This window comes from Tistrella arctica (assembly GCF_039630945.1).
Lineage (GTDB): Bacteria > Pseudomonadota > Alphaproteobacteria > Tistrellales > Tistrellaceae > Tistrella > Tistrella bauzanensis.
Window position 1 is genome coordinate 39,475 of sequence record NZ_JBBKTV010000017.1, and the last position, 25,289, is coordinate 64,763.

Here is a 25,289-nt window from a genome sequence, read left to right on the forward strand (position 1 = left end):
CGGTTCGGCCATCTGCGGCCATCAACCACCCAGTCTGCCACGACGCTCCGGCTCGGCGGGCGCGTGTGGTGCGGCATCATCCGGCCGCACCGGAGCATCGGCCGCCCGCCACACCGCCAGCCGGCGCGTCCGATAGGGCATCTGGGCCACCGGTGCCCAGCCGGGCGCGCCGGCGGCATCGGGCCGGCCGGCAATCACCGCATCCGGATGTGCCGCCGCCCAGGCGAGGATGTCGGTATCGGCCGGCAGCGGCACCACCGGCGCCGGCAGGCGGCCCTGGAAATCCAGCAGCCCGTGATGATCGCCGCCGATATAGGCGACCGGCCCGCCGCCGGATGCGGCAAACCCGACCACACCGCCGGATGCGGCAAACCCGACCACACCGCCGGATGCGGCAAGCCCGGCCACGACCCGCGCGATCGGCCGCACGTCGAAAGCCGCGAACGGCCCCAGCCCGCCATAGATGGTGATCGCGATCACGGTCAGAACCCACAGCGCCGCCGCATGCCGCAGATGCCCACGCAGCCGCCATGCCGCCCCCACCGCCAGCGCGATCAGCGCCAGCGCCATCAGCAGCGGCCCCGGCATGATCCCGTCGGCGGCAGCCAGCCCGGCCGCCCGCGGCACCACCGCCGCCGCCGCCCCGGCCAGCCCCACACCCAGCGCCGGCAGCACCCATGCTCTCCGCAGCGCCGCCGTCATCCGGCGCGGCCACCGCCGGCCCGCCGGCAATCGGGCGTCGTCAGGGCCGGCGGCGGCGGCAGCGGCCGCAGGTGCGGCAAAGCGTGCGATCAGCAGCGCCAGAGGGGGCAGCATCGGCAGCAGATAGTGGATCTGTTTGGCGCTCACCAGGCTCATCACCAGAACCGCGCCGGCCACCACCACCAGAAGGAACCGGCTGGCCTCGTCCGGCCGCGCAGGGTGGCGAAGCGCCGCCAGCATCGCCGGCCCGCGCGCCAGCCACACGAACAGGAACGGCAGCACCATTGCCGGCGCCACAGCCAGATAGAACCACCAGGGCCGGGCATGGTCGAAGGCCTGCACCACCCGGCCGGCGGTCTGCCCCCACAGCAGCATCCGCGCGAAATCGGGGCCGCCGGCCATGGCGGCCGGCAGGGCCCAGGCCAGCAGCATGGCAATCCCGCCAAGACTGGCCAGCGCGCCACCGGCGGCAAAGCGCCGCCAGCCGCGCGCCGGCCGGCGCGCGCCGCCGGCATCGGCGGCCACGGGCGCCCAGGCCGGCGCCGCCAGCAGCGCCGGCAGCACGAACACCGCCGCCACCGGCCCCTTGGCCAGCAGCCCCAGCCCCAGCCCCGCCGCCATCAGCGCCCAGTCGCGCCGCCGGCCACGGGTGGCGCCGCCATAGAGGCCGGTCAAGGCCAGCACCACGCCCAGCGCCACCGGCACATCGAACATCACCAGGGTCGCAAAGACGGTCATCGGCCCCATCGCCACCAGCAGCGGCAGGGCCAGCCCCGCCACCCCCGGCCGGTCGGGCCACAGCCGCCGCCCCAGGCCATGGGTCGCCGCCAGCAATGCCGCCAGAAACAGAAACGGCACCGCGCGCGCGCCGGTCTCGGACACCCCGGTCAGCGCCCAGACCAGCCGGATCGCCCAGAACAGCAGCGGCGGCTTGTGGGTATAGCCGCTGCCATCCAGATGCGGCACCAGCACGCTGCCCGACCGGGCCATGTCCCAGGCCACGGTCAGATAGCGGGTTTCATCCACCGGCAGGGGCGGGCGCAGGGCGATGGTCACCACCGCCAGCGCCAGCACCATCGATGCCGCCAGGGCGATATCGCCCCATGCGGCCTTCAGGCCGACGCCCGTATGGCCGCGGCTGCCGGGCCGTCCCACCGCCATCGTCATGCCGCCGTCATCCTCCGGTCGGCGGCGGCGGGCTGCCGGCTTTTCCGGATCAGCACCAGATTGCGCAGATACACCACCAGCCCCACGCCCTGGCCGGCAATGAACACCGGGTCGCCGCGCTTGATGGCATACACGAACAGCAACGCGCCGCCGCCCAGGCTCAGATACCAGAACACCACCGGGATATAGCTGTGGCGGCGGCGCTCGCTCGCCAGCCACTGCACCATGAACCGGGCCGAAAACAGCGACTGGCCGGCAAAGCCCACCACAAGCCACAGATCGATCCCCCACAGATCGGGCATCCAGCCGGGTCCGGGGTTCAGGGCATCCATGATGGTCAGAATCAGGCTCATGCCACCGCCTCACCCTTGCGCGAGGCCGCGCGCGCGACATCGATCAACGGCACCAGCACCGGCACCAGATCGGGCCGCGCGCCCTCGGCGGCGACCACCGCCGCACCGATCGGGTCGATCGGCCGCAGCCGCGCCTGCAACCATGCGACACCGGCCAGGTCGATCACGCCCTGAACCGCGCGGGTGATGGTGCGATATTTTGATCGTCCGCCCCGGCGCCGGCGATCGGTCACGGTCATCGAGACCACCCGGCCGCCGGCGGCGGTCATCAGGCTGGGCAGAAACCGGTGGGCATGGTCGAACAGCGGCAGCGACAACAGGTCGGCGCGGGCGATCACCCGCAGGCCGCAGCCACTGTCGGGTGTGCCGTCCGACAGTGCCCGGCTGCGGATGCCATTGGCGACCAGCGACACCAGTTTGCGCCATGGCCCGTCGGCCCGGCCCACCCGATGGCCGGCCACCATCACGCCGCGGCCGGTCTCGCCGACCTCCGCCAGCCAGCGCCGGATCAGACGCGCCAGATCGGCCGGATCGTTCTGACCGTCGGCATCCAGGGTGGCGATCACCAGCCCGCGCGCCATACGGGCACCGGTCACCATCGCGGCGCTCTGGCCGCGCCCGCGATCGTGGCTGCGCACGACCAGCCGCCGATCCACCGATGCCGCGGCGCTCAGCAGCCGGGGCGACCCGTCGGTGCTGCCGTCATCAACCGCGATGATCTCGTATCCGGCGACGTCGACGATGCCATCGGCAAAGGCGCTGTGGATTTCGGCGATCAGCGGCAGGATCGCCGCCGCCTCGTCGCGTACCGGCAGCACAACGCTGAACAATGGGCCCCCGTTCAGAGGCACGCTCAGCGGCGTGGAATGCGGGCTCGGGGGCATGGCAGGGGCCTCGCCTTCAGGGGGTGGAGGTGCGGCGGTGCCGAAGCGGCATCGCCATCACCGTCCCAACCCTAGGCGCCGGCACTTACCCCTGCCTTACGCAGGCCCCCCATCCGCCCGGCCGGTCGATACCGGGCGGTCGACCGGCGGAAACCGCAGCCGGAAGCAGGCGCCACCGGCCGGACCGTCCCCCACCGACACCCCGGCACCATGAGCGTCGGCGATCCGCTGCACGATCGCCAGGCCGAGCCCGGCACCGTCGCCGCGCCGGCGATCCGCCCGCCAGAAGCGTTCGAAGATCCGGTCGCGGCGGTCCTGCGGGATGCCCGGCCCGTCATCCTCGACCAGCAGTTCCGCCCCGGCGCCGTGGGCGGGCGCCTGCACCCGCACCGTCACCGTGCCGCCGGCCGGACAATGAGCCAGGCCGTTTTCCACCAGATTGCGCAGCAGCCGCGCCAATGGCTCGGCGCGACCGCGCACCGTCACCGGCCGTGCGGCGCCATCCAGCGCCAGGCTGCGGCCGCGCTGCACCGCCAGCGGCGCCAGATCGGCCAGCACGTCGCGGCCGATCGCCGCCAGATCCGCCCGCTCATCGGCCCCAATCGCCAGGGTGTCGACCTCGGCCAGCCGCAGAAGCTGGCCGGCCAACCGGGCCAGCCGGTCGAAATCCGGGGCCAGCAACCGCGCCTGATCGGCCGGCAGCGTCGCCTCCACCCGCGCCCGCAGCGCGGCGATGGGCGTGCGCAGTTCATGGGCGGCATCGGCGATGAAGCTGCGCTGATGGTCGAGCGCCCCATCCAGCCGGTCCAGCGCCCGGTCGATCGCCTCCACCAGCGGCGCCACCTCGCGCGGCAGATCGGCCGGCTTCAACCCGTCGGCCAGCCGCACGCCGCTGGTCGCGGGGCCGATCCGGGCGGCGCGCGCCGACAGCCGCCGCAGCGGCGCCAGCCCGTCGCGGATCGTCCACAAGGTCACCGCGATCAGCACCGTGAACGCCCCCACCACCCACCAGGCGGCGGTTTCCAGAAACTCTTCGATCAGGCTGTCGGCCAGCACATCGGGGTGATCGGGGCCCTGGCCCACCTGCAGCATCATCGCCCGGTCGCCCAGCATCACGGCAAAGCTGGCGCCGGTCAGGCTGCGGCCGCCATCGGTGATGGTTCGAAACGGGATGCCCAGATCCGGCAATCCGGGCGGATCACCCGGCGCGGTGGCCGCCGGCATGTCGCCGAGATCGGCCAGCGGCCCGTCGATGCCGGCCGACCCCAGCACCAGCCGGCCGGTGCCATCGACCAGCGCGAAGGCCTGATTGCCGGCCGGGTCGCCATAGAGCGCCGCCACCGCCGGCGGCGGCGCGAACACCGGCCGGCCCGTCACAACCCCCGTCATGTCCAGAAAACGCATGATCTGCCGGGCCTGCGCCTGCAGCGACTGATCGTCCAGATCGTCGCGCACATCCTGAAGCTCCAGCACCAGCACCGTCAGGATCGCGCCCAGCACCAGCACCGCCGCCAGCACCGCGCGCAACGCCACCCGGCGGGCCAGCGACCAGCCGCCCGGGGTCGCCCGGTCAGCCATGCCCTCCCCCGCCATCGCCAACCCCGCCATCGCCATCCCCGCCATCCAGCAGATAGCCCAGGCCGCGCAGGGTGTGGATGCGCACCGACGATCCGGCCGCATCCAGCCGCTTGCGCAGCCGATGCACCAGCACCTCCAGGGTGTTGGCGCTGGCGGCGTCGTCGAAACCATACACCGCCTCTTCGGCGGCATCCTTGGGCACCACCCGGCCCTGGCGGCGCAACAGCACTTCCAGCAGCCCGGTCTCGCGCCGGCCCAGCGACACCACACGGCCGTTCACCCGGGTCTCGCGGCCGATGGTGTCGAACGACAGATCGCCGCAGGTGATGTCCACGCCCAGCGTGCCGCCGGGGCGTCGCATCAGCGCCCGCAACCGCGCCGCCAGTTCCGGCATGGCGAAGGGTTTGGGCAGATAGTCGTCGGCGCCCCGGTCCAGCCCCGCCACCCGGTCGCGGATGCCGTCACGCGCGGTCAGGATCAGTACCGCCACGGTCAGGCCGCGGTCGCGCCAGCGGCGCACAAGGTCCAGCCCGTCGATATCGGGCAGCCCCAGATCCAGCACCACCGCATCGAACCGGCTCACCGCCAGCGCCGCCTCGGCGCCCTCGCCATCCTCGACCCGATCGAGGGCGAACCCCGCCTGCGTCAGCCCCAATGTCACGGCCTCGGCCAGACGGTCGTCATCCTCGACCAGCAGAACCCGCATCGGTCAGCGCTCCGCCATCCATTCGTCGATCAGGCGACGGGCGATCGAGATCCGGTGCGGCAGGGTCACCGGCGACAATTCCGGGTCGCGCAGCTCATCGCGATGCACCCATAGCGCGTCTTCCAGCTCGTGATGGTCGATATCCAGCGGCCCGCCTTCCAGCACCTCGGCGCGGAATCCCACCATCAGCGAGGCCGGAAACGGCCAGGGCTGGCTGTGGCGATAGCTGACCCGGCCGATCCTCAAGCCCACTTCTTCCATCATCTCGCGGCGCACGCATTCCTCCAGGCTTTCGCCCGGCTCCAGAAACCCCGCCAGGGTGGAATACATCCCGGCCGGAAAGCGCGGCTGGCGGCCCAGCACGCACCAGTCGTCCTTCACCGCCAGCATGATCACCGCCGGGTCGGTGCGCGGAAAATGCTCGGTGCCGCAGGTCTCGGAGGTGCAGCGGCGGACATGGCCGCCCTGGCGCGCCTCGGTCGGTGCGCCGCACACGCCGCAGAACCGGTGCCGACGGTGCCAATGCGCCATCGCCCGGCCATAGGCGACCAGCGCCGCCTGCTGATCGTCGAGGGTCGATGCCGCCTGCCGCAGATCCACCGGTGCCGCGGCGGCGATGTCCATCGCCGGATCGTCAGGCGTCAGCCCGCCCAGCAGCCCGGCCAGATCCTCGACCCGGGTGATGTCCACCGCGAACAGCGGCCGGCCATCGACATCGCCCAGATAGACCGGCGGGTCGTCCAGCAGATCGCGCGCCGCCTGCATCAGCCCGGCCAGATCGGCCAGCAGCGCGACGGCGGCACCACCACCCATCGGCACCACCACGGTCTGGTCGCGCCAGATCAGCACGGTGCGGGCCTCGGGCGCCGCCTGACGGGCGGACAGCCAGGCATCGTCGCGGCGATGGCGGCCGGCGCGGTCGATGCGCAGGCCCGCCAGAACATTCGGGCGGTCGGGATCATGGGGATCGTACATCGGTCTGGACCTCGGAACGCAGCGTCTTATCGGGGCTCTTGGCGGCAATGTCGGGGACGATAGCACGGGGGCGCGTCACTGTCCCCGCGTGGCATCAGCCGCATAGCGGGCTTGCAAAGCCGGGACACGATCCCCATAGTGCACCCCGGAAGGCTGGCGCGGGCGGAGAGCCTCGCCAAACCGGTCAGGGCCGGAAGGCAGCAGCCGTAACGAGTTCGCGATCCGGGTCGCTGTCCAGTCTTCCACCTCACTTATTCTCGTCGCGGGTCCAGGCGGCCCGCCAGCCAGAGACGCGACCGGAACCCGGCATGACCGCATCCGACAGTGCCGCAGAGCCAGCCCCAGCCGCCATCGCGGCCGGTGGCGCCACGGCACCGGACGCAGGCGCGGTCCACGCACAGGCAGGCGGTGCCGAATACCGCGTGCTCGCCCGCAAATACCGCCCCCGCACCTTCGCCGAACTGATCGGCCAGGACGCCCTGGTCCGCACCCTGACCAATGCGATCGAGACCGGACGGCTGGCCCATGCCTTTCTGCTCACCGGTGTCCGCGGTGTCGGCAAGACCTCGACCGCGCGGATCATCGCGCGCGCGCTGAACTGCACCGGGCCCGACGGCACCGGCGGCCCCACGCCCGCACCCTGCGGCGTGTGCGAGACCTGCCGGCTGATCGTCGAAGACCGCCATGTCGACGTGCTGGAGATGGACGCCGCCAGCCGCACCGGCGTCAACGACATCCGCGAGATCATCGAAGGCGTGCGCTATCGCCCGGTCGGTGCGCGGTTCAAGATCTATATCATCGACGAGGTTCACATGCTGTCGACCAGCGCGTTCAACGCGCTGTTGAAGACGCTTGAGGAACCGCCGCCGCATGTGAAATTCATCTTCGCCACCACCGAACTGCGCAAGGTGCCGGTCACCGTGCTGTCGCGCTGCCAGCGTTTCGACCTGAAGCGGGTCGAACCCGAGGTGCTGACCGCCCATTTCGCCCGCATCGCCGGCATCGAGGGCGCCGAGATCGACGAGGCCGCTCTGGCGCTGATCGCGCGCGCGGCCGACGGCTCGGTTCGTGACGGGCTGTCGCTGCTCGATCAGGCGATCGCCCATGGCGCCGGCGCCGTCACCGAGATCCAGGTCCGCGACATGCTGGGGCTGGCCGACCGGGCGGTGGTGATCGATCTGCTCGACCGCACCCTTGGCGGCGACATCGCGGCGGCACTCGACATCATGGAGGATCAGGCCCGCGCCGGCGCCGATCCGGCGGTGATCGTCGAAGACATGCTGGCCCTGGTCCATCTGATGACCCGGGTGAAGCTGGCCGGCGCCGATGGCCGTGGGCCGGTGCTGACCGCATCGGAACGCGGCGCCGCCACCCGCATCGCCGGCCGGATCGGCATGGCCCATCTGGGCCGCGCCTGGCAGATGCTGATGAAGGGGTTGAGCGAGGTCCGCATGGCGCCGGTGCCGCAGGCGGCCGCCGAGATGGTGGTCATCCGCCTGGCCCATGCCGCCGACCTGCCCGACCCGGCCGAGCTTGCCCGGATGCTGGACCGGATGAAGGCCGAGGGCGGGCCACCGCCCCGCCCTAGCCCGGCCGCCGGGGCGCATGCGCCGACCCCGGCGGCGCCAGACCGGCGCCCGACCACCCCGCCCGCGGCCGTGCCGCCGACCCCCGCTGCCGCCCCCCTCTCTGCCGCCCCCCTCTCTGCCGCCCCCCGGCCGCCCGCCCCTCTGACGCCCACCCCTCTGCCGGCCGTCACTCATCCGGCAGCAACGCAACCGGCGCGTCCACCGGCGCCGCCGGCCCCTGCCGCGTCGACACCCGCACCAGCGCCGAAGCCTGCCCCAAAGGTGGAACCGACTACCCCGACGGCGGAACCGCAGCCGGCGCCCGGAGCCACGGCAGCGCCCGAGGCGGATACCGCCCCCCTGCTGGATGATGTGGTGCGCGACCGGCTCGACCGCTGGCGCGAGATCATCGATCTGCTGCGCCGGCATCGCGAGATCCGGATCGTGCCGGAATTGCGCGGCATGGCCCATATCGCCGAGATCAGCGTCACCGCCGCCGAACGCCGGCTGGTGCTGGCCTTCGAGCCCGGCGCCGATAGCGGGCTCGCCCAGAAGTTGCAGGATGTTCTGGGGCGGATCGACGATGCGCCCTGGACGGTGCGCAATGCCGCGGTGCTGGGCGACCCGGCCCTGGTCGCCGCCGCCCGCGCCACCCCCACGCTGGTGCAGTATGACGAGATGCGCCGCCGCCGGATGATGGCGCTGGCCCGCCGGCATCCGATGGTGTCGGCGGTGTTCAGCGCCTTCCCGGGTGCGACGCTGGAAGAGGTGACGCCGATCTTCGCCACCGCCACCACCGATGCCCCGGCCGGCGGCACCGCCATCGACCGTCTGGACGCCGAGATCTTTGGCGACGGCATCGACGAAGACGCCTATGGCGCCGGCGACGAGGACAGCGCCGGAGCAGATTACGATGCCCGATTCGGCGATTTCTAAGCCACGCCCCGCCGTTTTACGCCCGGCGCGCGGCGAATGGATGGCGCGGGACTGGCGCCACCCCCATCCCCCGCCTTATATACACTCCAACCACCATGCCCCCATTCCAGGAGCCCCGTGCGATGCGCAATATCGGCCAGTTGATGAAGCAGGCCCAGAAGATGCAGTCGAAGATGGCCGAGATGCAGGAGCAGCTTGGTCAGGTGGAGATTTCCGGCCAGTCCGGCGGCGGCATGGTCACCGCGGTGATGACCGGCAAGTCTGAATTGCGCAGCCTCAAGATCGATCCCAAGCTGGTCGACGCCGAAGAGGTCGAGATGCTTGAAGACCTGATCGTCGCCGCCGTCAACGACGCGAAGAAGAAGGTCGAGGTCTTCGTGAACGACGAGATGCAGAAGATGACCGGCGGCCTGAGCATCCCCGGCATGGGCAATCTGCCGTTCTGAGACCCGACGGAACCGCCATGGCGGACGGAATAGCGGCCACCGGCACCGGTGCCGGGCTCTATCGCGAGCACGCACCGCCGCCGGCCCTTGCCGGCATGGTTCAGGCCGTGTGGCACGCCCGCATGGCCGCGCCATCACCGGGCCCGACACCGGCCGGGACAGCGCCCTTCCGGGTATTGCCGGATGGCTGCATGGACCTGATCGTCGCCCATGGCGGCGGGCTTGACCCCGTCATCCTGATCGCCGGCACCGACGATACCGCCCGGATGGTCGCGCACCAGCCCGGCCGCCGCCATATCGGGCTGCGCTTCCGGCCCGGCCGGATGGCGGCGCTGATCGATGCGCCGCCGGCCGAACTGGTCGGCACCAGCCATCCGGCGGCCCTGCTGCTTGCCGGCGGCGTGCACGACGCCGCCCGCCATCTCGCCGATGCGCCGGCCGACCCGGCCCGCCTCGACCGGCTGATGCGGGCGCTTGGCCGCGCGATCGAGGATCGCCGCCGGTTCGTGGCGCCAGCCGCCATCGGCGCCGCCCTCGACCATCTGGCCACCAGCGACGCGCCCCTGTCGATCGGCCAGCTCGCCGCCGAAACTGGTTACGGCCAGCGGCGCTTCGACCGCGCGGTGCTGCGGGCCACCGGCCTCACCCCCCGGCATCTGGCGCGGGTCTTCCGGCTTCAGCGGATGCTGTCCCTGGCCCGCGATGCCCATGCCGCCGATATCCTCGGGCTGGCTCGCGTCGCCGGGCTGGCCGACCTCGCCGCCGCCGCCGGCTATGCCGACCAGCCGCATATGACCCGCGACTGCCGCAGTCTGACCGGTCTGCCGCCGGCGCGGCTGCTGGCCGAACAGGGCATCGTCCTGGCTGTCCGAAAGCTTCAAGACCGCGCCGGCCCGCATCAGGCATGCTGACCGCTCACCCCCAAAGGATTGAGAGGACATCCCATGCCCGCCACCCCTGCCGATCCCGCCGGCCCCGTGCATCTCGGCTATGTCATCCGCCATGTCGCCGATGTCGAGCGCAGCCGCCGGTTCTATGAAACCGCCTTCGATCTGACCACCCGCCTCGTCCACGACAGCGGCAGCTATATCGAGATGGAGACCGGCGCCACCGTGCTCGCCTTCGCCACCCCCGAGCTGATCCGGAACCTGGGTGTCGATCCCGGCAACGCCGGTTCAGCGCCGCCGGTCGGCACCGAGCTTGCCTTCGTGGTCGCCGACGAGGCGGTGGCGGTCACCGTCGACCGCGCGATCGCCGCCGGCGCCGATCTGCTGACCGCCCCCGCCCGCCAGCCCTGGGGCCAGCTTGTCGCCTTCCTGCGCGATCCCGACGGCCTGCTGCTGGAGGTGTGCGGCCCCGTGCCGGGTTGAGGGTCGCAGGGTGGGGCTGGTCAGGGCGTGGCTGCCGGGATATTCTGTAAGGCTGTCCATCCGGAGATCCACCCGTGACCGCCCTGTCAGACTACATACCCGCGCCGGGCGATACCGCGCTCGACTGGCAGGGCATGCTCGCCGATTTTCCCTGGCTTCAGGCTCTGGCCGATTGCCCGCATGATCCCGTTCATCATGCCGAAGGCGATGTGCTGGTGCACACGCGCATGGTCATGGAGGCGCTGCTTGCCCTCGACGGCTATCAGGCCCTGCCGGCGGAAGACCGCGCCTGCGTGTTCGCGGCCGCCCTGCTGCATGACGTCGCCAAGCCCGCCACCACGCGGGTGAATGCCGATGGCCGGGTGTCGCAGCCCGGCCATTCCCGCAAGGGCGCGATCATGGCCCGCGCCATCCTGTGGCGGATGGGCATGGATTTCGCGCTGCGCGAACGGGTCTGCGCGCTGATCGCCTGGCATCAGATCCCGCTGTTCCTGATCGAGAAGAACCCGGTCGAGGCCCGCCGACGCGCCATCGCCATCAGCCTCACCGGCCGCAACGACCTTCTGGCGCTGCTGGCCGAAGCCGATGCCCGCGGCCGGATCTGTGCCGATCCCGGCCGGCTGCTCGGCAACATCGCGCTGTTCCGCACGCTCTGCGACGATGAGGGCGTTCTGGCCCGGCCGTTCGTCTTCCCGTCCGACCACACCCGCATCCGGTTCTTCGAACACGACACCGCCGGCATCGCCCCCGACCATCCGCAGCACGACGACACCCGCCTGACCGTGCATCTGCTGTCGGGCCTGCCGGGCGCCGGCAAGACCAGTTGGCTGGCCCGCCATCATCCCGGCCTGCCGGTGGTGGGGCTCGACGAGATCCGGCGCGATTTCGGCGTCAGCCATGGCGAGGCCGAGGGCCGGGTGGTGCAGGAAGCCAAGGCCCGCGCCAGGGCCCATCTGCGCGCCGGCACCGATTTCGCCTGGAGCGGCACCAATATCGGCACCCGAAGCCGCAGCCAGTGGATTTCCCTGTTCCGATCCTATGGTGCCCGCGTGCGGATCGTCTATGTCGAGAGCGCGCCGGCAACCCTGCTCCGCCAGAACCGTGCCCGCGCCGGCCGCGTGCCCGATGCGGTCATCGACCGCATGATCAGCCGCTGGGAAGTGCCCGACGCCACCGAGGCGCACAGCATCCATCCTGTGTTGCGCTGACCGACTGGTGCTGCGCTGACTGGCGACGACCGGCCGGCCCCAGCTATCAACTGCCCGACAGCTTCAACACCGCGACATAAACCCCGCTCGGGATCAGCACCAGCAGGATGAAGGGCAGGCGCCGGCGCCAGGGAAACAGCAGCGCCAGGGTGGCGAAGCCGGCCAGCGCCGGCCGGGTCGCGGTGCCGATTTCACCGGCGGCGCAATAGATCGCCAGATTGATGAACACCGCCACCGGCAGCACCACCTCGATCCGGCGCCGGGTCGCGGGCGAGGTCGGCAGCGGCAGATAGGCCGGCAGCACCCGCACCAGCACCGAGACCAGCCCCAGCAGCAGAATGCCGGTCAGCGGCACACCCAGCATCGCGACCGGATCGAACCCTGCCGCCATCGTCATCGCGCAACCACCCGTGCATCGGCCGCGGCATCACCGAACCCGAACCGATCGACCACCACCGCGCAGACCAGAATGCCCGGCAGCCAGAACCATTGCGGTCCCAGCACCAGATACAGCATCAGGGCCAGGCCGGCGGCGGCGGCGATCGCCAGCACCATGCGTGGCACCGGCCGGCCACTGAGGTCGCGCGATGCCGCCTCCAGCCGCAGAACCGACAATGTGAACAGCAGCAGGCTGGCGGGAAAGAAGGCGAGCAGGCCCAGAACCGCGGCGGCCTCGGTGCCGGCGATCAGCGGCATGATCAGCGCGCCGGCCAGATTGGTGGTGGTCCAGGTCACGAACAGGGCGCCGCGCACCGTCCAGCGCGCCCTGCGGTCATCGCCCGGCGCCTCCACCGCATAGGATTCGTCGCTCACCATATGCGCGGCCACGCCCTTCAGCGGCCCGGTGCCCCGGAACGGCGCCGAGATGGTCAGGATCATCGGCACATAGCGCAGATTGATCAGCAGGATCACGGCAAAACCCGCCAGCGCCGGCCCGCCTTCGGCCGCAAGCCGCAGCCAGACGAACTGGCCGCTGCCGGTGAAGCCGATCATGGCGATGCCCAGAACCTCCAGCACCGCCCAGCCCTGGGCGGCGGCCAGGATGCCGAACAGCAGCCCCACCGGGCTGACCGCGAGGCAGACCGGCCAACTGCGGCGCAAGGCCGACCGGACCGGTCGGGCCGAAGACGATATCGTGGAAGCCATGGGGGCTGTGCGCATCCGGATGGGGTGGAGCATGACCGCAATCGGTGCAGGATAGCAACCCACAACATTCTCGCAATACGTTAGTTACGACATGTGATATTGACGCGTCCGGAAGGGTTGCGCGTCATCGGCGACGCCCGACATATCAGGGGGTGGCGCCGTCCGGCCGCCCGCCCCCTATCCAGCCCTCCACTCCCGTTACCGGAGCCTCCCATGGCCAAGAAGACCCCTGCCGCAGACCTTGCCACCCCCACCGATCTTGCCGGCCGCAACACCCGCGGCGTCGCCGATGCGCTCAATGTCGTGCTGGCCGACAGCTTCGCGCTGTACATGAAAACCAAGAACTTCCACTGGCACGTCTCGGGCCCGCATTTCCGCGATTACCACCTGCTGCTCGACGAGCAGGCGACCCAGATCCTGGGCACCACCGATCAGATCGCCGAACGCGTGCGCAAGATCGGCCAGACCACGCTGCGCTCGATCGGCCATGTCTCGAAGCTTCAGACCATCAAGGACAATGACGCCGAGATGGTCGGCGCCCGCGACATGCTGGCCGAACTGCGCGAAGACAATCTGGCCCTGGTGAAGCTGCTGCGCGACGCCAAGGAGGTGGCCGAGGCCGCCAAGGATAACGCCACCTCCGGCGTGCTCGACGACTGGACCGACATGGCCGAGCAGCGCGCCTGGTTCCTGTTCGAGGCCGCCCGCGAGGGTTGAGCCCGCGCGACATGTGAACCTCCGGCCAGACCACTAGGATCGGGGCGCCCGTCTGTCCTATAGTCGGGCGCCCCGTTTTGTCTTCTGCCGGAAGCCCGCCCCATGGCCGCACCTGAAATCGACAAGCTCGTGACCCTGCTCGGCAAGCTGCCGGGGCTGGGTCCACGATCGGCACGGCGGGCGGCGCTCGATCTGCTGAAGCGGCGTGAAACCCTGCTGCTGCCGCTCGCCGACGCCATGGCCCGGGCGGCGGCCGAGGTCCGGCGCTGTTCGATCTGCGGCAATCTCGATGCCCGCGACCCCTGCGGGGTCTGCGCCGACGAGCGCCGCGATCCCTCGGTGCTGTGCGTGGTCGAACAGGTCGCGGATCTGTGGGCGATGGAGCGTGCCGGCGCGTTTCGCGGCCGCTATCACGTGCTGGGCGGCACCCTGTCGGCGCTCGACGGCGTCGGGCCCGACGAGCTTGGCATCCCGCGTCTGGCCGCCCGCATCGCCGATGGCGGCATCACCGAGGTGGTGATGGCCCTGCCCGCCACCGTCGACGGCCAGACCACCGCCCATTACATCGCCGACCGGCTGGCCGAAACCGCCCCCGATACCGGCATCACCCGCCTGGCCCATGGCATGCCGGTGGGCGGTGCGCTCGATTACATGGATGACGGCACCATTCAGGCGGCGCTGAAGGCGCGCCGCCCGGTCTGAACGGCCCGGTCTGAGCCGCCCGACACCCTGCCCGCCCATGCCAGCCATGTCCGAACGCGATCGAGAGGGCCACCGATGGCGCGTCTGCTGCTGATGACCGCCGGCACCGAAGGCGATGTCCGGCCGGTGCTGCATCTGGCGGCGCGCGCGGTGGGGCGCGGTCATGCCGTCACCATGGTGGCGCCGGCCACCGATGCCGCCGATGTCGTGGCCACCGGCGCCAGCCATGTCGCGGTGGATGTCGATTTCAGGGCGCTGGCCCGCAGCGGTCAGGCCCAGGCCGCCGGCCTGCCGGCGCTGCACGACCGGTTGATGGCGGCGGGCAGCCTGTCGAAGGTGATCGACCGGCTGCTCGATGCCACCGCGCGGTCGGTCGAGAGCCGGCCGGACATCATTCTGGCCCATCCCAAATTCACCGGCGCCGCCGATCTGGCGCAGGTGCTTGGGGGCGTGCCCTGGGTGCGGCTGGCGCTGCTGCCCTGCATCGCGCCCACGGCCGCCTTTCCCAATGCCGCGCTGTTTTCACGCAGTCTGGGCCGGATCGGCAACCGGCTCAGCTATCGCCTGACCGATCTGCTCACCCGGCCACTCGACCGGCGCACCGATCGCTGGCGCAAGGCGGCGCTCGGCCTGGCGCCCCGGCGATTGGCGCCGCCGCCGCCGGCGTCCCTGGTCCTGAATGCGTTCTCCACCGCCCTGCTGCCGCCGGTCCATGACTGGGGGCCCGATGTCGTCACCACCGGCATCTGGCAGGCGCCGGCCGATGAAACCCGTGCCGGTGGCCTGCCCGCGCCGGCGGCGGCCTTCGCCAGCCGTGCCGCCGCGCGCCGCCGGCCGCTGGTCCATATCGGGTTCGGCAGCATGGCCGGGGTCGATGGTGCCGCAGTCGCGCGCAGCATCGCCCGTGCCCTCGATCGCGCCGATGTCGCGGCCCTGGTCACCACCGGCTGGGGCGGCATCGACGGCGCCACGCTGGATGCCACGGCCGGCGACCGGGTGCTGGTGCTGGATCGCGCGCCTCATGCCCGGATCTTCCCGCATGTCGATCTGGTGGTTCATCATGGTGGCGTCGGCACATTGGCCGCCGGCCTTCTCGCCGGCCGCGCGGCGGTGATCTGCCCCTGGGGCGCCGATCAACCGTTCTGGGCGGAACAGGCCCGCGCCCTGGGCTATGGGTTGCGCGGGCCGGGCTTGCGGGCATTGGCCGCCGATGGCGGCGGTGCCCGCGCCGGCGAGCGCCTGGGGCACGTGATCCGTCAGGCCCTGCGTCACCGCTCCCTCACCGACACCGCCGGCCGCATCGGCCGGCGCATGGCCGCCGAAGACGGCACCGGCGCCGCCGTCGATGCGCTGGAATGGCTGGCGGAGGCCGGCGCCGGCCGCTGATCCGGCAAGACGGGCGTCTGCCGGGTCAACCGGCCGCGTTGCCGTCTGCCTCGCCGGCGCCATCGCCCAGTTGCAGCGCCTCGATGCGCTCGCCACGGCGGGTGGCGCGGTCGGCCGAGATCCTCAAGGCCCGCAGGTCTTCGGTCGCCTGTTCGAAATGGCGCACCAGCTTCGACGTCCGGTCGTCCAGCCGGCCCAGATCCTCCAGCAGCGCCGTCACCTCGGCGCGGATCAACGATGCCTGTTCGCGCACCCGGGTGTCCTTCAGGATCGCCCGCACCGTGGTCAGCGTCGCCATCAGCGTGGTCGGCGACACGATCCACACCCGCGCCCGGAACCCCTTGTCGACCACGTCCTGAAAATTGCCGTGCAGTTCGGCATAAACCGCTTCCGAGGGCAGGAACATCAATGCACCGTCCGCCGTCTCGCCGGGGATCAGATAGCGCTCTGAAATCGCCTTGATATGGGCCTGCACCGCCGTGCGGAAGGCGCGCGCCGCCTCGTTGCGCTCGGCATCGGTCTTCGCCTGACGCAGCAGGTGAAAGCTCTCCAGCGGGAATTTGGCATCGACCACGATCGGCCCCGGCGGGTTGGGCAGGTTGATCAGGCAGTCGGCGCGCCGGCCGTTCGACAGGGTCGCCTGCATCCGATAGGCGCCGGGCGGCAGCATCTGCGACACCAGGTCGTTCAGTTGCACCTCGCCGAAGGCGCCGCGCGCCTGCTTGTTCGACAGGATGTCCTGAAAACCGACCACCTTTTCGCCCAGGTCCGAAATCAGCCGCTGCGCCTGATCGATCACCGCCAGCCGGGCGCGCACCTCCGATGCCGATTGCGCCGCGCGCTGGCCCTCGATGTCGAAGCGATGATCCAGCCGCGCCGCCAGCCCCACCAGCCGCGCATCCACCGCTTCCGCGATCATCCGTTCCTGGATCTGAAGTCTGGCGTCCACCTGCGCCTGCTGGGCCGACAGCGCGGCCGAGACCTGATCCATCCGGCCGGCCTGCACGGCGCTCGACCGTGCCAGATCCGCCGCCAGCCGTTCCAGCACGTCGGACTGGTCCAGCGCCGCATCCTCGGCGGCTCGGGCGCGGCGCGCCGCCGCCAGCGCCGCCATGCCGGCGCCCAGCAGCACGATCAACAACAGGCCGGCGATGATCAGCAGGGCGGGATCGATGGCGGCGAAATCAGGCATGGGCGGAGCTCCGGGCAGGGGGACCATCGTCTTATACGGTGCGCGGGTCGCGGTGGGCGCCCATCAATGGCCAGGGCGGCGCCAAATGCAACAATCGCGTGACGCCCGCAGGGCTGATGCAACAGTCGCGTGACGCCCGCAGGGCTGCAGGGCGCCGGGCCGTCTTGACCCGGCGCCCCCGCCGTAATACCTAACCCTTGAACAGAATTGGAGTCGTCACGTCCATGGCCATCCTGCCCATCCTGACAGCACCCGATCCGCGCCTGACCAAGACCGCGACCCCGGTCGCGCGCGTCGACGACGACGTGCGCCGGCTGATGGACGACATGCTAGAGACGATGTATGCCGCCGAAGGCATCGGGCTTGCCGCCCCCCAGGTCGGTGCGCTGACCCGGGTCATCGTCATCGATGTCTGCTGGGGGCGCGAGGGCAAGGAGCCCACGCCGATCTTCATGGCCAATCCGGAAATCATCTGGGTGTCCGACGAGGACAAGACCTATGAGGAAGGCTGCCTGTCGGTGCCGACCCATTATGCCGACGTCGCCAGGCCCGCCGCCGCGCGGGTCCGCTTCCTCGACCGCGACGGCAACACCCAGGAGATCGAGGATGACGGTCTGCTGGCGGTCTGCATGCAGCACGAGATCGACCATCTCGACGGCATCCTGTTCCTCGACCATATCTCGTCGCTGAAGCGCAACATGATCCTGCGCAAGCTGGTGAAGGCCCGCCGCACCGCCACCGACAAGCCGATCGCCGCGGCCGCATACTGATCCTGGCCCTGCCGGTATGACTCTTCCGGCATGGCCCTGCCGGTATGACCCGGCAGGCCTCTATTGGGCATACCAGACATACCGGCCATACCACTCCACCGCTGCCGTCGTACCGAAAGCACCCGCCCCCATGACCACCGACCGCCCCGCCTCCGATGCCCGACGGGCGCGTGTCGTGTTCATGGGCACGCCCGATTTCGCGGTGCCCTCGCTCGATGCGCTGGTGGCCGCCGGGCATGACGTGATCTGCGTCTATACTCAGCCTGCCCGGCCGGCTGGTCGTGGCCAGAAGCTGCAACCCACCCCGGTTGCCGCCCGCGCCGAGGCGCTGGGCATTCCGGTGCGCACCCCGGTGAAACTGCGCGATCCGGCCGATCAGGCTGCGTTTGCGGCCCTTGATGCCGATGTCGCGGTGGTGGCGGCCTATGGGCTTATCCTGCCGCAGGCGGTGCTGGACGCGCCGGTGCGGGGCTGCGTCAACGTTCATGCCTCGCTGTTGCCGCGCTGGCGCGGCGCCGCCCCCATCCACCGGGCATTGCTGGCCGGCGACACCGAAACCGGGGTCACGATCATGGCGATGGAGGCGGGGCTGGATACCGGCGCGATGCTCGCCACCTGCCGGGTGCCGATCGGGCCGCAGACCACCGCCCAGCAGCTTCACGACCAGTTGGCCGCCGATGGCGCGGCGTTGCTGGCCCGGACACTGCCGGCGGTGCTGGATGGCACCGCCGTGGCGGTGCCGCAGCCGGAAGACGGCGTCACCTATGCCCGCAAGCTGGAAAAGGCTGAAGGCCGGATCGACTGGACCGCCGATGCCGCCGCGATCGACCGGCTGGTGCGTGCCTTCACCCCCTGGCCCGGCGCCAGCTTCACGCTGGGTGACGAAACCCTCCGGCTGGTGGAAGCCCGCCCTGCCGCCCAGCCCGCCCCGGCCGGCACGCCGCCGGGCACACTTCTGGATGACGGCCGCACGGTCGCCTGCGGCGATGGCCGGGCGCTGACCCTGATCCGCGCCCAGCGCGCCGGCCGCAAGCCGATGACCATCGACGATCTGGCCCGGGGCTTCCCCGATCTCGCGCCCGGCCGGCGGCTGGGCTGATGCCGCGCTGGAAGCTTATCATCGAATATGACGGCAGCGGCTTCGTCGGCTGGCAGCGTCAGGACAATGGCCGCTCGGTTCAGCAGGTGGTGGAGGAAGCCATCGCCCGCTATGTCGGCGAACCTTGCGTGATCAAGGCCGCCGGGCGCACCGATGCCGGGGTCCATGCCACTGCCCAGGTGGTGCATGTCGACCTGCCGCGCGCCGACAGCCCGTTCACCACCCGCTCGGCGATCAACCATTTCCTGAAGCCCGACGCGGTCGCGATCATCGAGGCCGAGCCGGTGCCCGACTGTTTCGATGCCCGCTTCACCGCCATCGGCCGTGGCTATGTCTATCGGATCATCAACCGCCCGGCGCATCCGGCGCTGGACCGCGACCGGGTCTGGCACCTGCCCTGGCCGCTGGACGTGGATGCCATGAACCGGGGCGCCGAACGGCTGCTGGGCCATCATGACTTCACCAGCTTCCGATCCACCGACTGCCAGGCGAAATCGCCGATGCGCACCCTGGATGCGCTGTGGGTGGAACGGGCGGGCGAGATCGTCACCGTCACCACCCGCTCGCGGTCGTTCCTGCACAATCAGGTGCGGATCATGGTCGGCACACTCGCCATGGTCGGCCGGGAGCGCTGGACGCCGGATGATGTCTCAACCGCCCTCGCCGCCCGCAGGCGCGCCGCCGCCGGCCCCACCGCCCCGCCCCAGGGGCTGTGCCTGGACCTCGTGACCTATCCGCCGCCGGCCGCGTGGCAGGCCATGGCGGATGCCCGCGACGCAAGGCAGGCGGCTCTGGCGGCTATCGACGGGCCTGCAACCGCACCCAGCCGATAAACGGCACCAGCAACAGCAGACCAAAGACCGCCAGAATGACGCCCTCGCCCCAGCTCAAGCCCAGTTGCACGCCGTCGGCTGCACCTGTGGGCCGGGCCGCGACCACACCATAGGCCCAACTGCCATGGACCGCCGCCGCCATCAGCAGGATGGCGGGCATGACCGTGGCCAGCACTGGCAGGCGCCGATAGCCGCGCGAACGGCCCACTGCCTGCCGCCGCCCGGCAGGCGCGTCCAGCCGCAGCCACGCACCATACAGCCCGGCCAGAATTCCGCCGCTCAACGCAAGCCCGGCCAGGCACCACACCACCCGGCTGGCAAGGCCGCCGAAGGTGCCGAAATGCAGCGGATCGGCGGTCTGGACCCAGCGGTCATAAGCGCCAAGCGCCGTCGCGGGCCGGATCTCCAGAATGGCGCCGCTCGCCGGATCGACCGCCACCCGGTTCGCCCGGTCGCGCACCACCCAGGCATCGGCGGGGCCGGTCAGCACCAGCGGCCGCCCCGGCGCCGCCGGCAGGGCGATGTCCTGCACTGTCAGCGCCGGAAAGGCCGCCTGAACCCGCGCCACCACGCGGTCGAGATCGGCCAGCGGTGCCGGATCGCCTGCCATATCGGCGCTGGTCACCACCGGCAGCGGCGGTTCCCGATCGAGCCGGACGCCGACGCCATCCAGCGCGGTTTCGGCGAAGTACCACATGCCGGTCACCGACAGAATGATGCCGATCGCCAGCGCCCATACCCCCAGCATCCGGTGCAGATCCGACCAGAACAGGCGGGCGCTGCGCCCGATGCGCAGGGTATAGAACGCCCGCCACCAGCGCCGGATCGAGATCAGCCCCGCCACCAGCGCCAGCAGCAGCGCCGCCCCCAGCGCGCCCACCACCAGCGTGCCGTGAAACCCGGCCACTGAGGCCACCAGATAGAGCTGTTTGTGAAACACCCGCAGGAACTGGGCGAGCCCGAGCCCGGCGCGCGCCGGCCGGGGCTCAGCCGTCCAGGGATCGACCGGCACCAGCCGGATGTCGCCGCCCGGCACCCGGATGGCCACGCGCGCCAGCGATCGCGGGCCGGGCGCCGCCTGGATCAGCAGGATCCGGGCATCGGGATGGGCGGCGGCCACCCGGTCGTGGATCTGCTGCCAGCCGGCCGGCGGCACCCCTGCCGCCGCCGGCCGCGACCGCTGCGACGGATCGCCCAGCCAGGCCAGTTCGGCACTGAAGGTCGCAACCGTCCCCGACAGGCAGATCACATAGAGCACATAGCCCAGGCTGAGACCGATCCAGGCATGCAGCCGGAACAGGGTCTTGCGGCTGGCATCGAACATGCTGGCGGGCCTGCGGTCAGAAGCGCAGCGACAGCGAGGCGATCGCGCTCAACGGCGCGCCGGGATGGGCGATCGAGCGGTCGCTGGCCCGGACGATGTAGTCCTCGTCGAACAGATTATAGAGGTTCAGCCCCAGCCGGGCGGCCTTCCAGTCATACCAGATGCCGGCATCGACCACGACATAAGGGGCAAGCTTGATGCTCTGATCGAACTGGGTCGAGCTGGTGCCGACATAGCGCGCGCCGGCACCGAACCCCAGGCCGCCCAGCGCGTCGTCCTCGTCGACGGTATAGCTCAGCCACAGCCGCGCCTTGTGCCGGGGCACGCCGCCCAGCGGCTGGCCGACCGCCGCCGGATCGCCGCCATTTTCCAGCGTCTCGGTTTCGGTGAAGCTGTAATTGGCCAGCAGGTTGATCTGTTGCGTGATCGCCCCGGTCACGTCGACCTCGAAGCCGCGGCTGCGTTCGCGCACACCGGGGAAATAGCTGATGACGCCAGTGTCGTTGAAATACGTCTGGTCCAGAACCGCGACGTTCTCCTTCTCGATCTGGAACACCGACGCGGTCGCCATCAGCCGGTCGTCGAGCAGCGAGGCTTTCACGCCGACTTCATATTGCAGCCCGTCTTCAGGCGACAGCGGCTGGTTGGAGCGGTCGACCACGCCGGCACCCTGCGGCTGAAACGACTGGCTGACGCTGACATAGCCTGAATAGATCGGCGTGAACTGATACAGCAGCCCGGCGCGGCCGGTGAAGGCCCGCTCGTCAATCTCGGGCGAGGCCACGCCCTCTTGCTCGTTCTCCTGATGAACGATGTCATAGCGCCCGCCCAGCAGCAGCTTCAGCCGGCCATCCGCCAGCATCGAGATCTGATCCTGAAGATAGAAGCCGGCCCATTCGGTCTTGCCCCAGGTCAGCCCCGGCGTCTGCCCGGCCGGCGGGTCGAAATTCACCTGCGGATCGTTGGCGATCGGCACATTGGCGGCGTTCTCGCGGGTGCGCCAGAAATCGGACTCGATCCGGATCAGATCCGTGCCGATCAGCAGCTCATGGCCGACGGCGCCGGTCTGGAAGTTTGCGGTCGCGTCCAGCACAAGCTGGAATTCGTCCTCGCGCCGGTCCTCGTTCTGATAGCGCAGCCGCAATGCCTCGTCGCCCGGATCGCCGGCAACGCCGCGCGGGCGCAGCGCCTCGTTCTTCGCCTCGGCGCGGTGGAACTGCACCTGATTGCGCAGGCTCCAGACGTCGTCGATGCGATGGGTCAACTGATAGCTGGCGGTGTAGTCGTCGATGGTCCGGCCATCCAGATCCGGATCGCCGAAGAAGGTGTCGCGATCGACCAGCGGCTTGCCATTCGCATCCAGTGGTATGCCGGTGTCATAGGGCTGTTCCTCATGCACCGCCGACAGGTCGATCAGCAGTTCGGTGTCGTCCGACATCCGCCACAGCAGGCTGGGCGCCACCGCCAGCCGCTCCACCTCCATCTCGTCGCGGAACGACCCGGCATCGGTATAGGCCAGGTTCAACCGATAGAGCAGATCGCCATCCGCCGTCACCGGGCCGGTCAGATCGGCGGAGCTGCGCAGCAGCCGGTCGGTGCCGACCTGCTGTTCCACACTGGCCGCCGCCACATCCTGCGGCCGCTTGGTGACGTAATTGACGATGCCGCCCGGCTCCAGCGCCCCGTACAGGATCGAGGCCGGCCCCTTCAGCACCTCGACCCGTTCCACATTCACCAGATCCACCGCCCCCGACGAGGTCGAGCGCAGGCCGTTGCGCAGCAAGGTCGGCGACTCGAAACCGCGGATGATCGGCAGCACCTCGGTCTGGGCGTTCAGCGTGTTGCCGGCCTGCTGCACACCGCTGACATTCTGGTAGATGTCCTTCAGGTTCAGCGCGCCCTGTTCGCGGATCACCTCGGCCGGCACCACCTGCACCGATGCCGGGGTGTCCATGATCGCGGTATCGGTCTTGGTGGCGCTGGCGCTGCGGGTGGCCAGATAGCCCTCGACCGGGCCGGTGGCGGTTTCCAGTCGCGCCCGGCTGCCGGTCACCGTCAACGGATCCAGCGCCGTGGTGCCGTCGGCCGCCACCGGCCGGGTCAGCAGCACGGTCGCATCCTCGGTGATCGTCCAGGCGATGCCGGTGCCGGCCAGCATCCGGCCCAGGGCCTCGTCGATGGTGAACCGGCCGGCCAGGGGCTGGCTCCGCAGCCCGTCGGTCGCCGCAGCCTCGCCCGTCACCTGTACACCGGCCTGACGACCGAAGGCGTTCAGCGCCTCGGCCAGTGGCTGGGCCGGGATATCGAAGCGGATCGCATCAGCGATCGCCGCCGGCTCGGCCCCGGCGGCCGGCGCCAATCCCGGCGCCGCCAGCGCCAGGATCATCGCCGTCGTTGCCATCAGCCGCCCGGCCCTCCACATATGCCGTCCGCCAGCCACAGCCCGTGTCCCCGCTCCCGCCACGATCCGATCCCTTTCCGTCCGATGCCGTCGATTGTTGCAAATGCGATGCATTCGCCGTTCTCGATCAACAACGAGGGGCGCGGCGTTTCTTTTCAGGTCGCCGTGGCTTTTTCTGAACGCGATGGCAGGTGGGGCGACGCTCAGGGCATCGACAAGACGTGCAGGAACGGCGTCACCGCCCGCACCGTGCCGCCGGCCGGGCGCACGATCGCCCGCAGGGCGCGCGCCGGATCGCGCAGATCATAGGAACCGCTGATCCGCCGCCCGGCCAGCCGGTCATCGGTAATGACGATCCAGCCCGGCTGATAGCGGCGCAGATCCGCCACGACCTCGGCGACCGTCGCATCGGTCACCTGAAGCCGGCCATCACGCCACACCGCCACCGCCCCCGGTGCCTGCAGGCTCCGGCGGGCATCACCGGTCGCGCGATCGACCGCCAGCCGGTCGCCGGCGGCCAACCGGTGCGGTGCGGCGCCGCTGCCGGCATCCGCGGGGCCCACCATCACCGAACCGCTTTCAACCGCCACCGAGACGGTGTCGGGCTGCAGGCGGACATCGAAGCGGGTGCCGGTGACGGTGACCCGGCTGGTTCCGGCCGTCACCGTGAACGGCAACCCGGCATCGCGCGCCACCGCGAAATAGGCCTCGCCGCTGATCAGGGTCACCGCGCGGCCGGTATCGGACAGGCGCACGCGGATGGCGGTTTCCGGCGCCAGATCGACCACGCTGCCATCATCGAGCACCACATGGGCGACCTCACCTGTGCCGGTTGCATGGTCGGCACGCAGGCGGCGCAGACCGTCCGGCCCGCCGATCGCCAGAACCAGCACCGCCGCCATGGCCGCCGCCACCGCGACGATCCGCCGGGCGCGGGGCAGGTCACGCCAGCCGCGCCGCCCATGCGCCCAGCCGCGCCGCCCATGCACAACGTGGATTTCGGCCGGGTCTGCCGCCAGCCACTCGGCCGGCCCGGTCTGCGGCGGCACCTCGCCCATCGCCCGCCATGCGGCACAGGCCCGCACCCAGGCACGGGCATGTGCCGGGTCGGCCGCATGCCAGCGGGCAAAGGCACGGCCAAGCGCCGGATCGGCCGGTGCATCGTGCAGCCGCAACAGCCAGTCCATCGCCGCCTCGCGCGGCGCCTGATCATGATCGGGCGGTGTCATGCCGGCATGGCCCCGGTCATCGGTCGCGCCGGCCATCATCACCCCCCGTCATGTCCGGGTCCATGCCGGCCGCGATCTTCAGCAGGGCATCGCGGACCAGCCGGTGCGCGGTCGGCACCGATACCCCCAGCCGGGTGGCGATCTCGCCCAGGGTATGGCCGCCGAAGCGGTGCATCTCCACCGCCAGCCGGGCCTGTGGGCTCAGGCCATCCAGTGCCGTGGCGATCCGCTCCACGCTCCGCCTGTGGCTCACTTCCTGTTCAGGGGTGCGCGGTTCCGCCGGCACCAGCCACCAGGGCAGATCCGCCCCCTGCTGCCGGTGCTCCATGGCCCGCCGCCGGGTCAGATCCAAAGCGAGGTTGCGGACGATCCGATACAGATAGCCCACCGGCTGGTCCAGCGCCGGGCCGCCGCCATCGCCGGGCATGAAGCGGATATAGGCGTCCTGCACCACATCCTCGGCCCGCATCCGGTCTCCGACAATCGGTGTCGCGTAATCGATCAGATCGGCACGATGGGCAAGAAACACGGCCAGCTTGCCTTGATCATGCGCCACGATACCTCTCCGCCCCCGGAATGACGCGTCAAGCTATCGTA

At 70.7% G+C, this 25,289-nt stretch carries 24 protein-coding genes and 1 other RNA gene; 12 read left to right on the plus strand and 13 right to left on the minus strand.

Going from position 1 to position 25,289, the window contains the following annotated elements; all coding sequences use genetic code 11:
* Positions 1-21 precede the first annotated feature (21 nt).
* From WG924_RS25990 to nudC, 6 genes are all read right to left on the minus strand, one after another.
* On the minus strand, positions 22-1,869 hold the full coding sequence (locus tag WG924_RS25990; RefSeq protein WP_345935944.1) for an ArnT family glycosyltransferase: 1,848 nt from the start codon (positions 1,867-1,869) through the stop codon (positions 22-24).
* Positions 1,866-2,222 (minus strand): lipid-A-disaccharide synthase N-terminal domain-containing protein, encoded by a 357-nt coding sequence (locus tag WG924_RS25995; protein WP_345935945.1) that lies wholly within the window; start codon positions 2,220-2,222, stop codon positions 1,866-1,868. The genes WG924_RS25990 and WG924_RS25995 overlap by 4 nt, the downstream gene beginning before the upstream one ends.
* Complete coding sequence (locus WG924_RS26000; protein ID WP_345935946.1) at positions 2,219-3,106, minus strand: glycosyltransferase family 2 protein; 888 nt, start codon at positions 3,104-3,106, stop codon at positions 2,219-2,221. Before WG924_RS26000 ends, WG924_RS25995 begins: the two co-directional genes overlap by 4 nt.
* A 96-nt stretch (positions 3,107-3,202) precedes the next feature.
* Positions 3,203-4,684, minus strand: coding sequence for a sensor histidine kinase (locus WG924_RS26005; protein ID WP_345935947.1), 1,482 nt, complete (start codon positions 4,682-4,684; stop codon positions 3,203-3,205).
* Positions 4,677-5,390: a response regulator transcription factor gene (locus WG924_RS26010; RefSeq protein WP_345935948.1), complete on the minus strand. Its 714-nt coding sequence runs from the start codon at positions 5,388-5,390 to the stop codon at positions 4,677-4,679. The genes WG924_RS26005 and WG924_RS26010 overlap by 8 nt, the downstream gene beginning before the upstream one ends.
* Positions 5,391-5,393: 3 nt before the next feature.
* Positions 5,394-6,365, minus strand: a complete 972-nt coding sequence (gene nudC, locus WG924_RS26015) for an NAD(+) diphosphatase (protein WP_345935949.1) — start codon at positions 6,363-6,365, stop codon at positions 5,394-5,396.
* Between the two features lie 148 nt (positions 6,366-6,513).
* Here nudC and ffs point away from each other — a divergent pair.
* From ffs to WG924_RS26045, 6 genes are all read left to right on the plus strand, one after another.
* An RNA gene (gene ffs / locus WG924_RS26020) (signal recognition particle sRNA small type) lies at positions 6,514-6,611 on the plus strand.
* 62 nt (positions 6,612-6,673) lie between these two features.
* Positions 6,674-8,869, plus strand: coding sequence for a DNA polymerase III subunit gamma/tau (locus WG924_RS26025; RefSeq protein ID WP_345935951.1), 2,196 nt, complete (start codon positions 6,674-6,676; stop codon positions 8,867-8,869).
* Positions 8,870-8,991: 122 nt separating this feature from the next.
* Positions 8,992-9,315: a YbaB/EbfC family nucleoid-associated protein gene (locus tag WG924_RS26030; protein ID WP_188581760.1), complete on the plus strand. Its 324-nt coding sequence runs from the start codon at positions 8,992-8,994 to the stop codon at positions 9,313-9,315.
* 17 nt (positions 9,316-9,332) lie between these two features.
* Positions 9,333-10,226, plus strand: a complete 894-nt coding sequence (locus WG924_RS26035; protein ID WP_345935952.1) for a DUF6597 domain-containing transcriptional factor — start codon at positions 9,333-9,335, stop codon at positions 10,224-10,226.
* A gap of 33 nt (positions 10,227-10,259) precedes the next feature.
* Entirely contained in the window at positions 10,260-10,685 is a 426-nt protein-coding gene (locus WG924_RS26040; protein WP_345935953.1) for a VOC family protein, read from the plus strand.
* A gap of 74 nt (positions 10,686-10,759) precedes the next feature.
* Complete coding sequence (locus tag WG924_RS26045; RefSeq protein WP_345935954.1) at positions 10,760-11,893, plus strand: AAA family ATPase; 1,134 nt, start codon at positions 10,760-10,762, stop codon at positions 11,891-11,893.
* 46 nt (positions 11,894-11,939) lie between these two features.
* On the opposite strand, the gene WG924_RS26050 is transcribed toward WG924_RS26045, so the two are convergent.
* Entirely contained in the window at positions 11,940-12,290 is a 351-nt protein-coding gene (locus WG924_RS26050) for a hypothetical protein (protein WP_345935955.1), read from the minus strand.
* Positions 12,287-13,039, minus strand: coding sequence for an AzlC family ABC transporter permease (locus tag WG924_RS26055; protein ID WP_345935956.1), 753 nt, complete (start codon positions 13,037-13,039; stop codon positions 12,287-12,289). Before WG924_RS26055 ends, WG924_RS26050 begins: the two co-directional genes overlap by 4 nt.
* A 213-nt stretch (positions 13,040-13,252) precedes the next feature.
* On the opposite strand from WG924_RS26055, the gene WG924_RS26060 reads away from it, so the two are divergent.
* The 3 genes from WG924_RS26060 (at position 13,253) to WG924_RS26070 (ending at position 15,844) form a co-directional block, all read left to right on the plus strand.
* On the plus strand, positions 13,253-13,756 hold the full coding sequence (locus WG924_RS26060; protein WP_345935957.1) for a Dps family protein: 504 nt from the start codon (positions 13,253-13,255) through the stop codon (positions 13,754-13,756).
* 102 nt (positions 13,757-13,858) lie between these two features.
* On the plus strand, positions 13,859-14,458 hold the full coding sequence (gene recR, locus WG924_RS26065; protein WP_345935958.1) for a recombination mediator RecR: 600 nt from the start codon (positions 13,859-13,861) through the stop codon (positions 14,456-14,458).
* A 75-nt stretch (positions 14,459-14,533) separates the two neighbouring features.
* The gene (locus WG924_RS26070; protein ID WP_345935959.1) at positions 14,534-15,844 is read left to right on the plus strand and encodes a glycosyltransferase; all 1,311 of its coding nucleotides are present in this window, start codon (positions 14,534-14,536) and stop codon (positions 15,842-15,844) included.
* A gap of 25 nt (positions 15,845-15,869) precedes the next feature.
* Here WG924_RS26070 and WG924_RS26075 read toward each other — a convergent pair whose 3' ends face one another.
* The gene (locus tag WG924_RS26075) at positions 15,870-17,036 is read right to left on the minus strand and encodes a DNA recombination protein RmuC (RefSeq protein WP_345935961.1); all 1,167 of its coding nucleotides are present in this window, start codon (positions 17,034-17,036) and stop codon (positions 15,870-15,872) included.
* Between the two features lie 224 nt (positions 17,037-17,260).
* Between WG924_RS26075 and def the strand changes: the two genes are divergently transcribed.
* From def to truA, 3 genes are all read left to right on the plus strand, one after another.
* The gene (gene def / locus WG924_RS26080) at positions 17,261-17,806 is read left to right on the plus strand and encodes a peptide deformylase (RefSeq protein WP_345935962.1); all 546 of its coding nucleotides are present in this window, start codon (positions 17,261-17,263) and stop codon (positions 17,804-17,806) included.
* 130 nt (positions 17,807-17,936) lie between these two features.
* Positions 17,937-18,905, plus strand: a complete 969-nt coding sequence (fmt, locus tag WG924_RS26085) for a methionyl-tRNA formyltransferase (protein WP_345935963.1) — start codon at positions 17,937-17,939, stop codon at positions 18,903-18,905.
* On the plus strand, positions 18,905-19,738 hold the full coding sequence (gene truA, locus WG924_RS26090) for a tRNA pseudouridine(38-40) synthase TruA (RefSeq protein ID WP_345935964.1): 834 nt from the start codon (positions 18,905-18,907) through the stop codon (positions 19,736-19,738). Before fmt ends, truA begins: the two co-directional genes overlap by 1 nt.
* On the opposite strand, the gene WG924_RS26095 is transcribed toward truA, so the two are convergent.
* The 4 genes from WG924_RS26095 to WG924_RS26110 all read right to left on the minus strand — a co-directional run bounded on the left by WG924_RS26095 (position 19,704) and on the right by WG924_RS26110 (position 25,248).
* Positions 19,704-21,062, minus strand: coding sequence for a PepSY-associated TM helix domain-containing protein (locus tag WG924_RS26095; protein ID WP_345935965.1), 1,359 nt, complete (start codon positions 21,060-21,062; stop codon positions 19,704-19,706). The two genes, truA and WG924_RS26095, sit on opposite strands and share 35 nt — an antisense overlap.
* 16 nt (positions 21,063-21,078) lie before the next feature.
* Positions 21,079-23,463, minus strand: coding sequence for a TonB-dependent siderophore receptor (locus WG924_RS26100; RefSeq protein WP_345935966.1), 2,385 nt, complete (start codon positions 23,461-23,463; stop codon positions 21,079-21,081).
* 203 nt (positions 23,464-23,666) lie between these two features.
* Complete coding sequence (locus tag WG924_RS26105; RefSeq protein WP_345935967.1) at positions 23,667-24,728, minus strand: FecR family protein; 1,062 nt, start codon at positions 24,726-24,728, stop codon at positions 23,667-23,669.
* On the minus strand, positions 24,709-25,248 hold the full coding sequence (locus WG924_RS26110; protein ID WP_345935968.1) for a sigma-70 family RNA polymerase sigma factor: 540 nt from the start codon (positions 25,246-25,248) through the stop codon (positions 24,709-24,711). The genes WG924_RS26105 and WG924_RS26110 overlap by 20 nt, the downstream gene beginning before the upstream one ends.
* Positions 25,249-25,289: the final 41 nt, after the last annotated feature.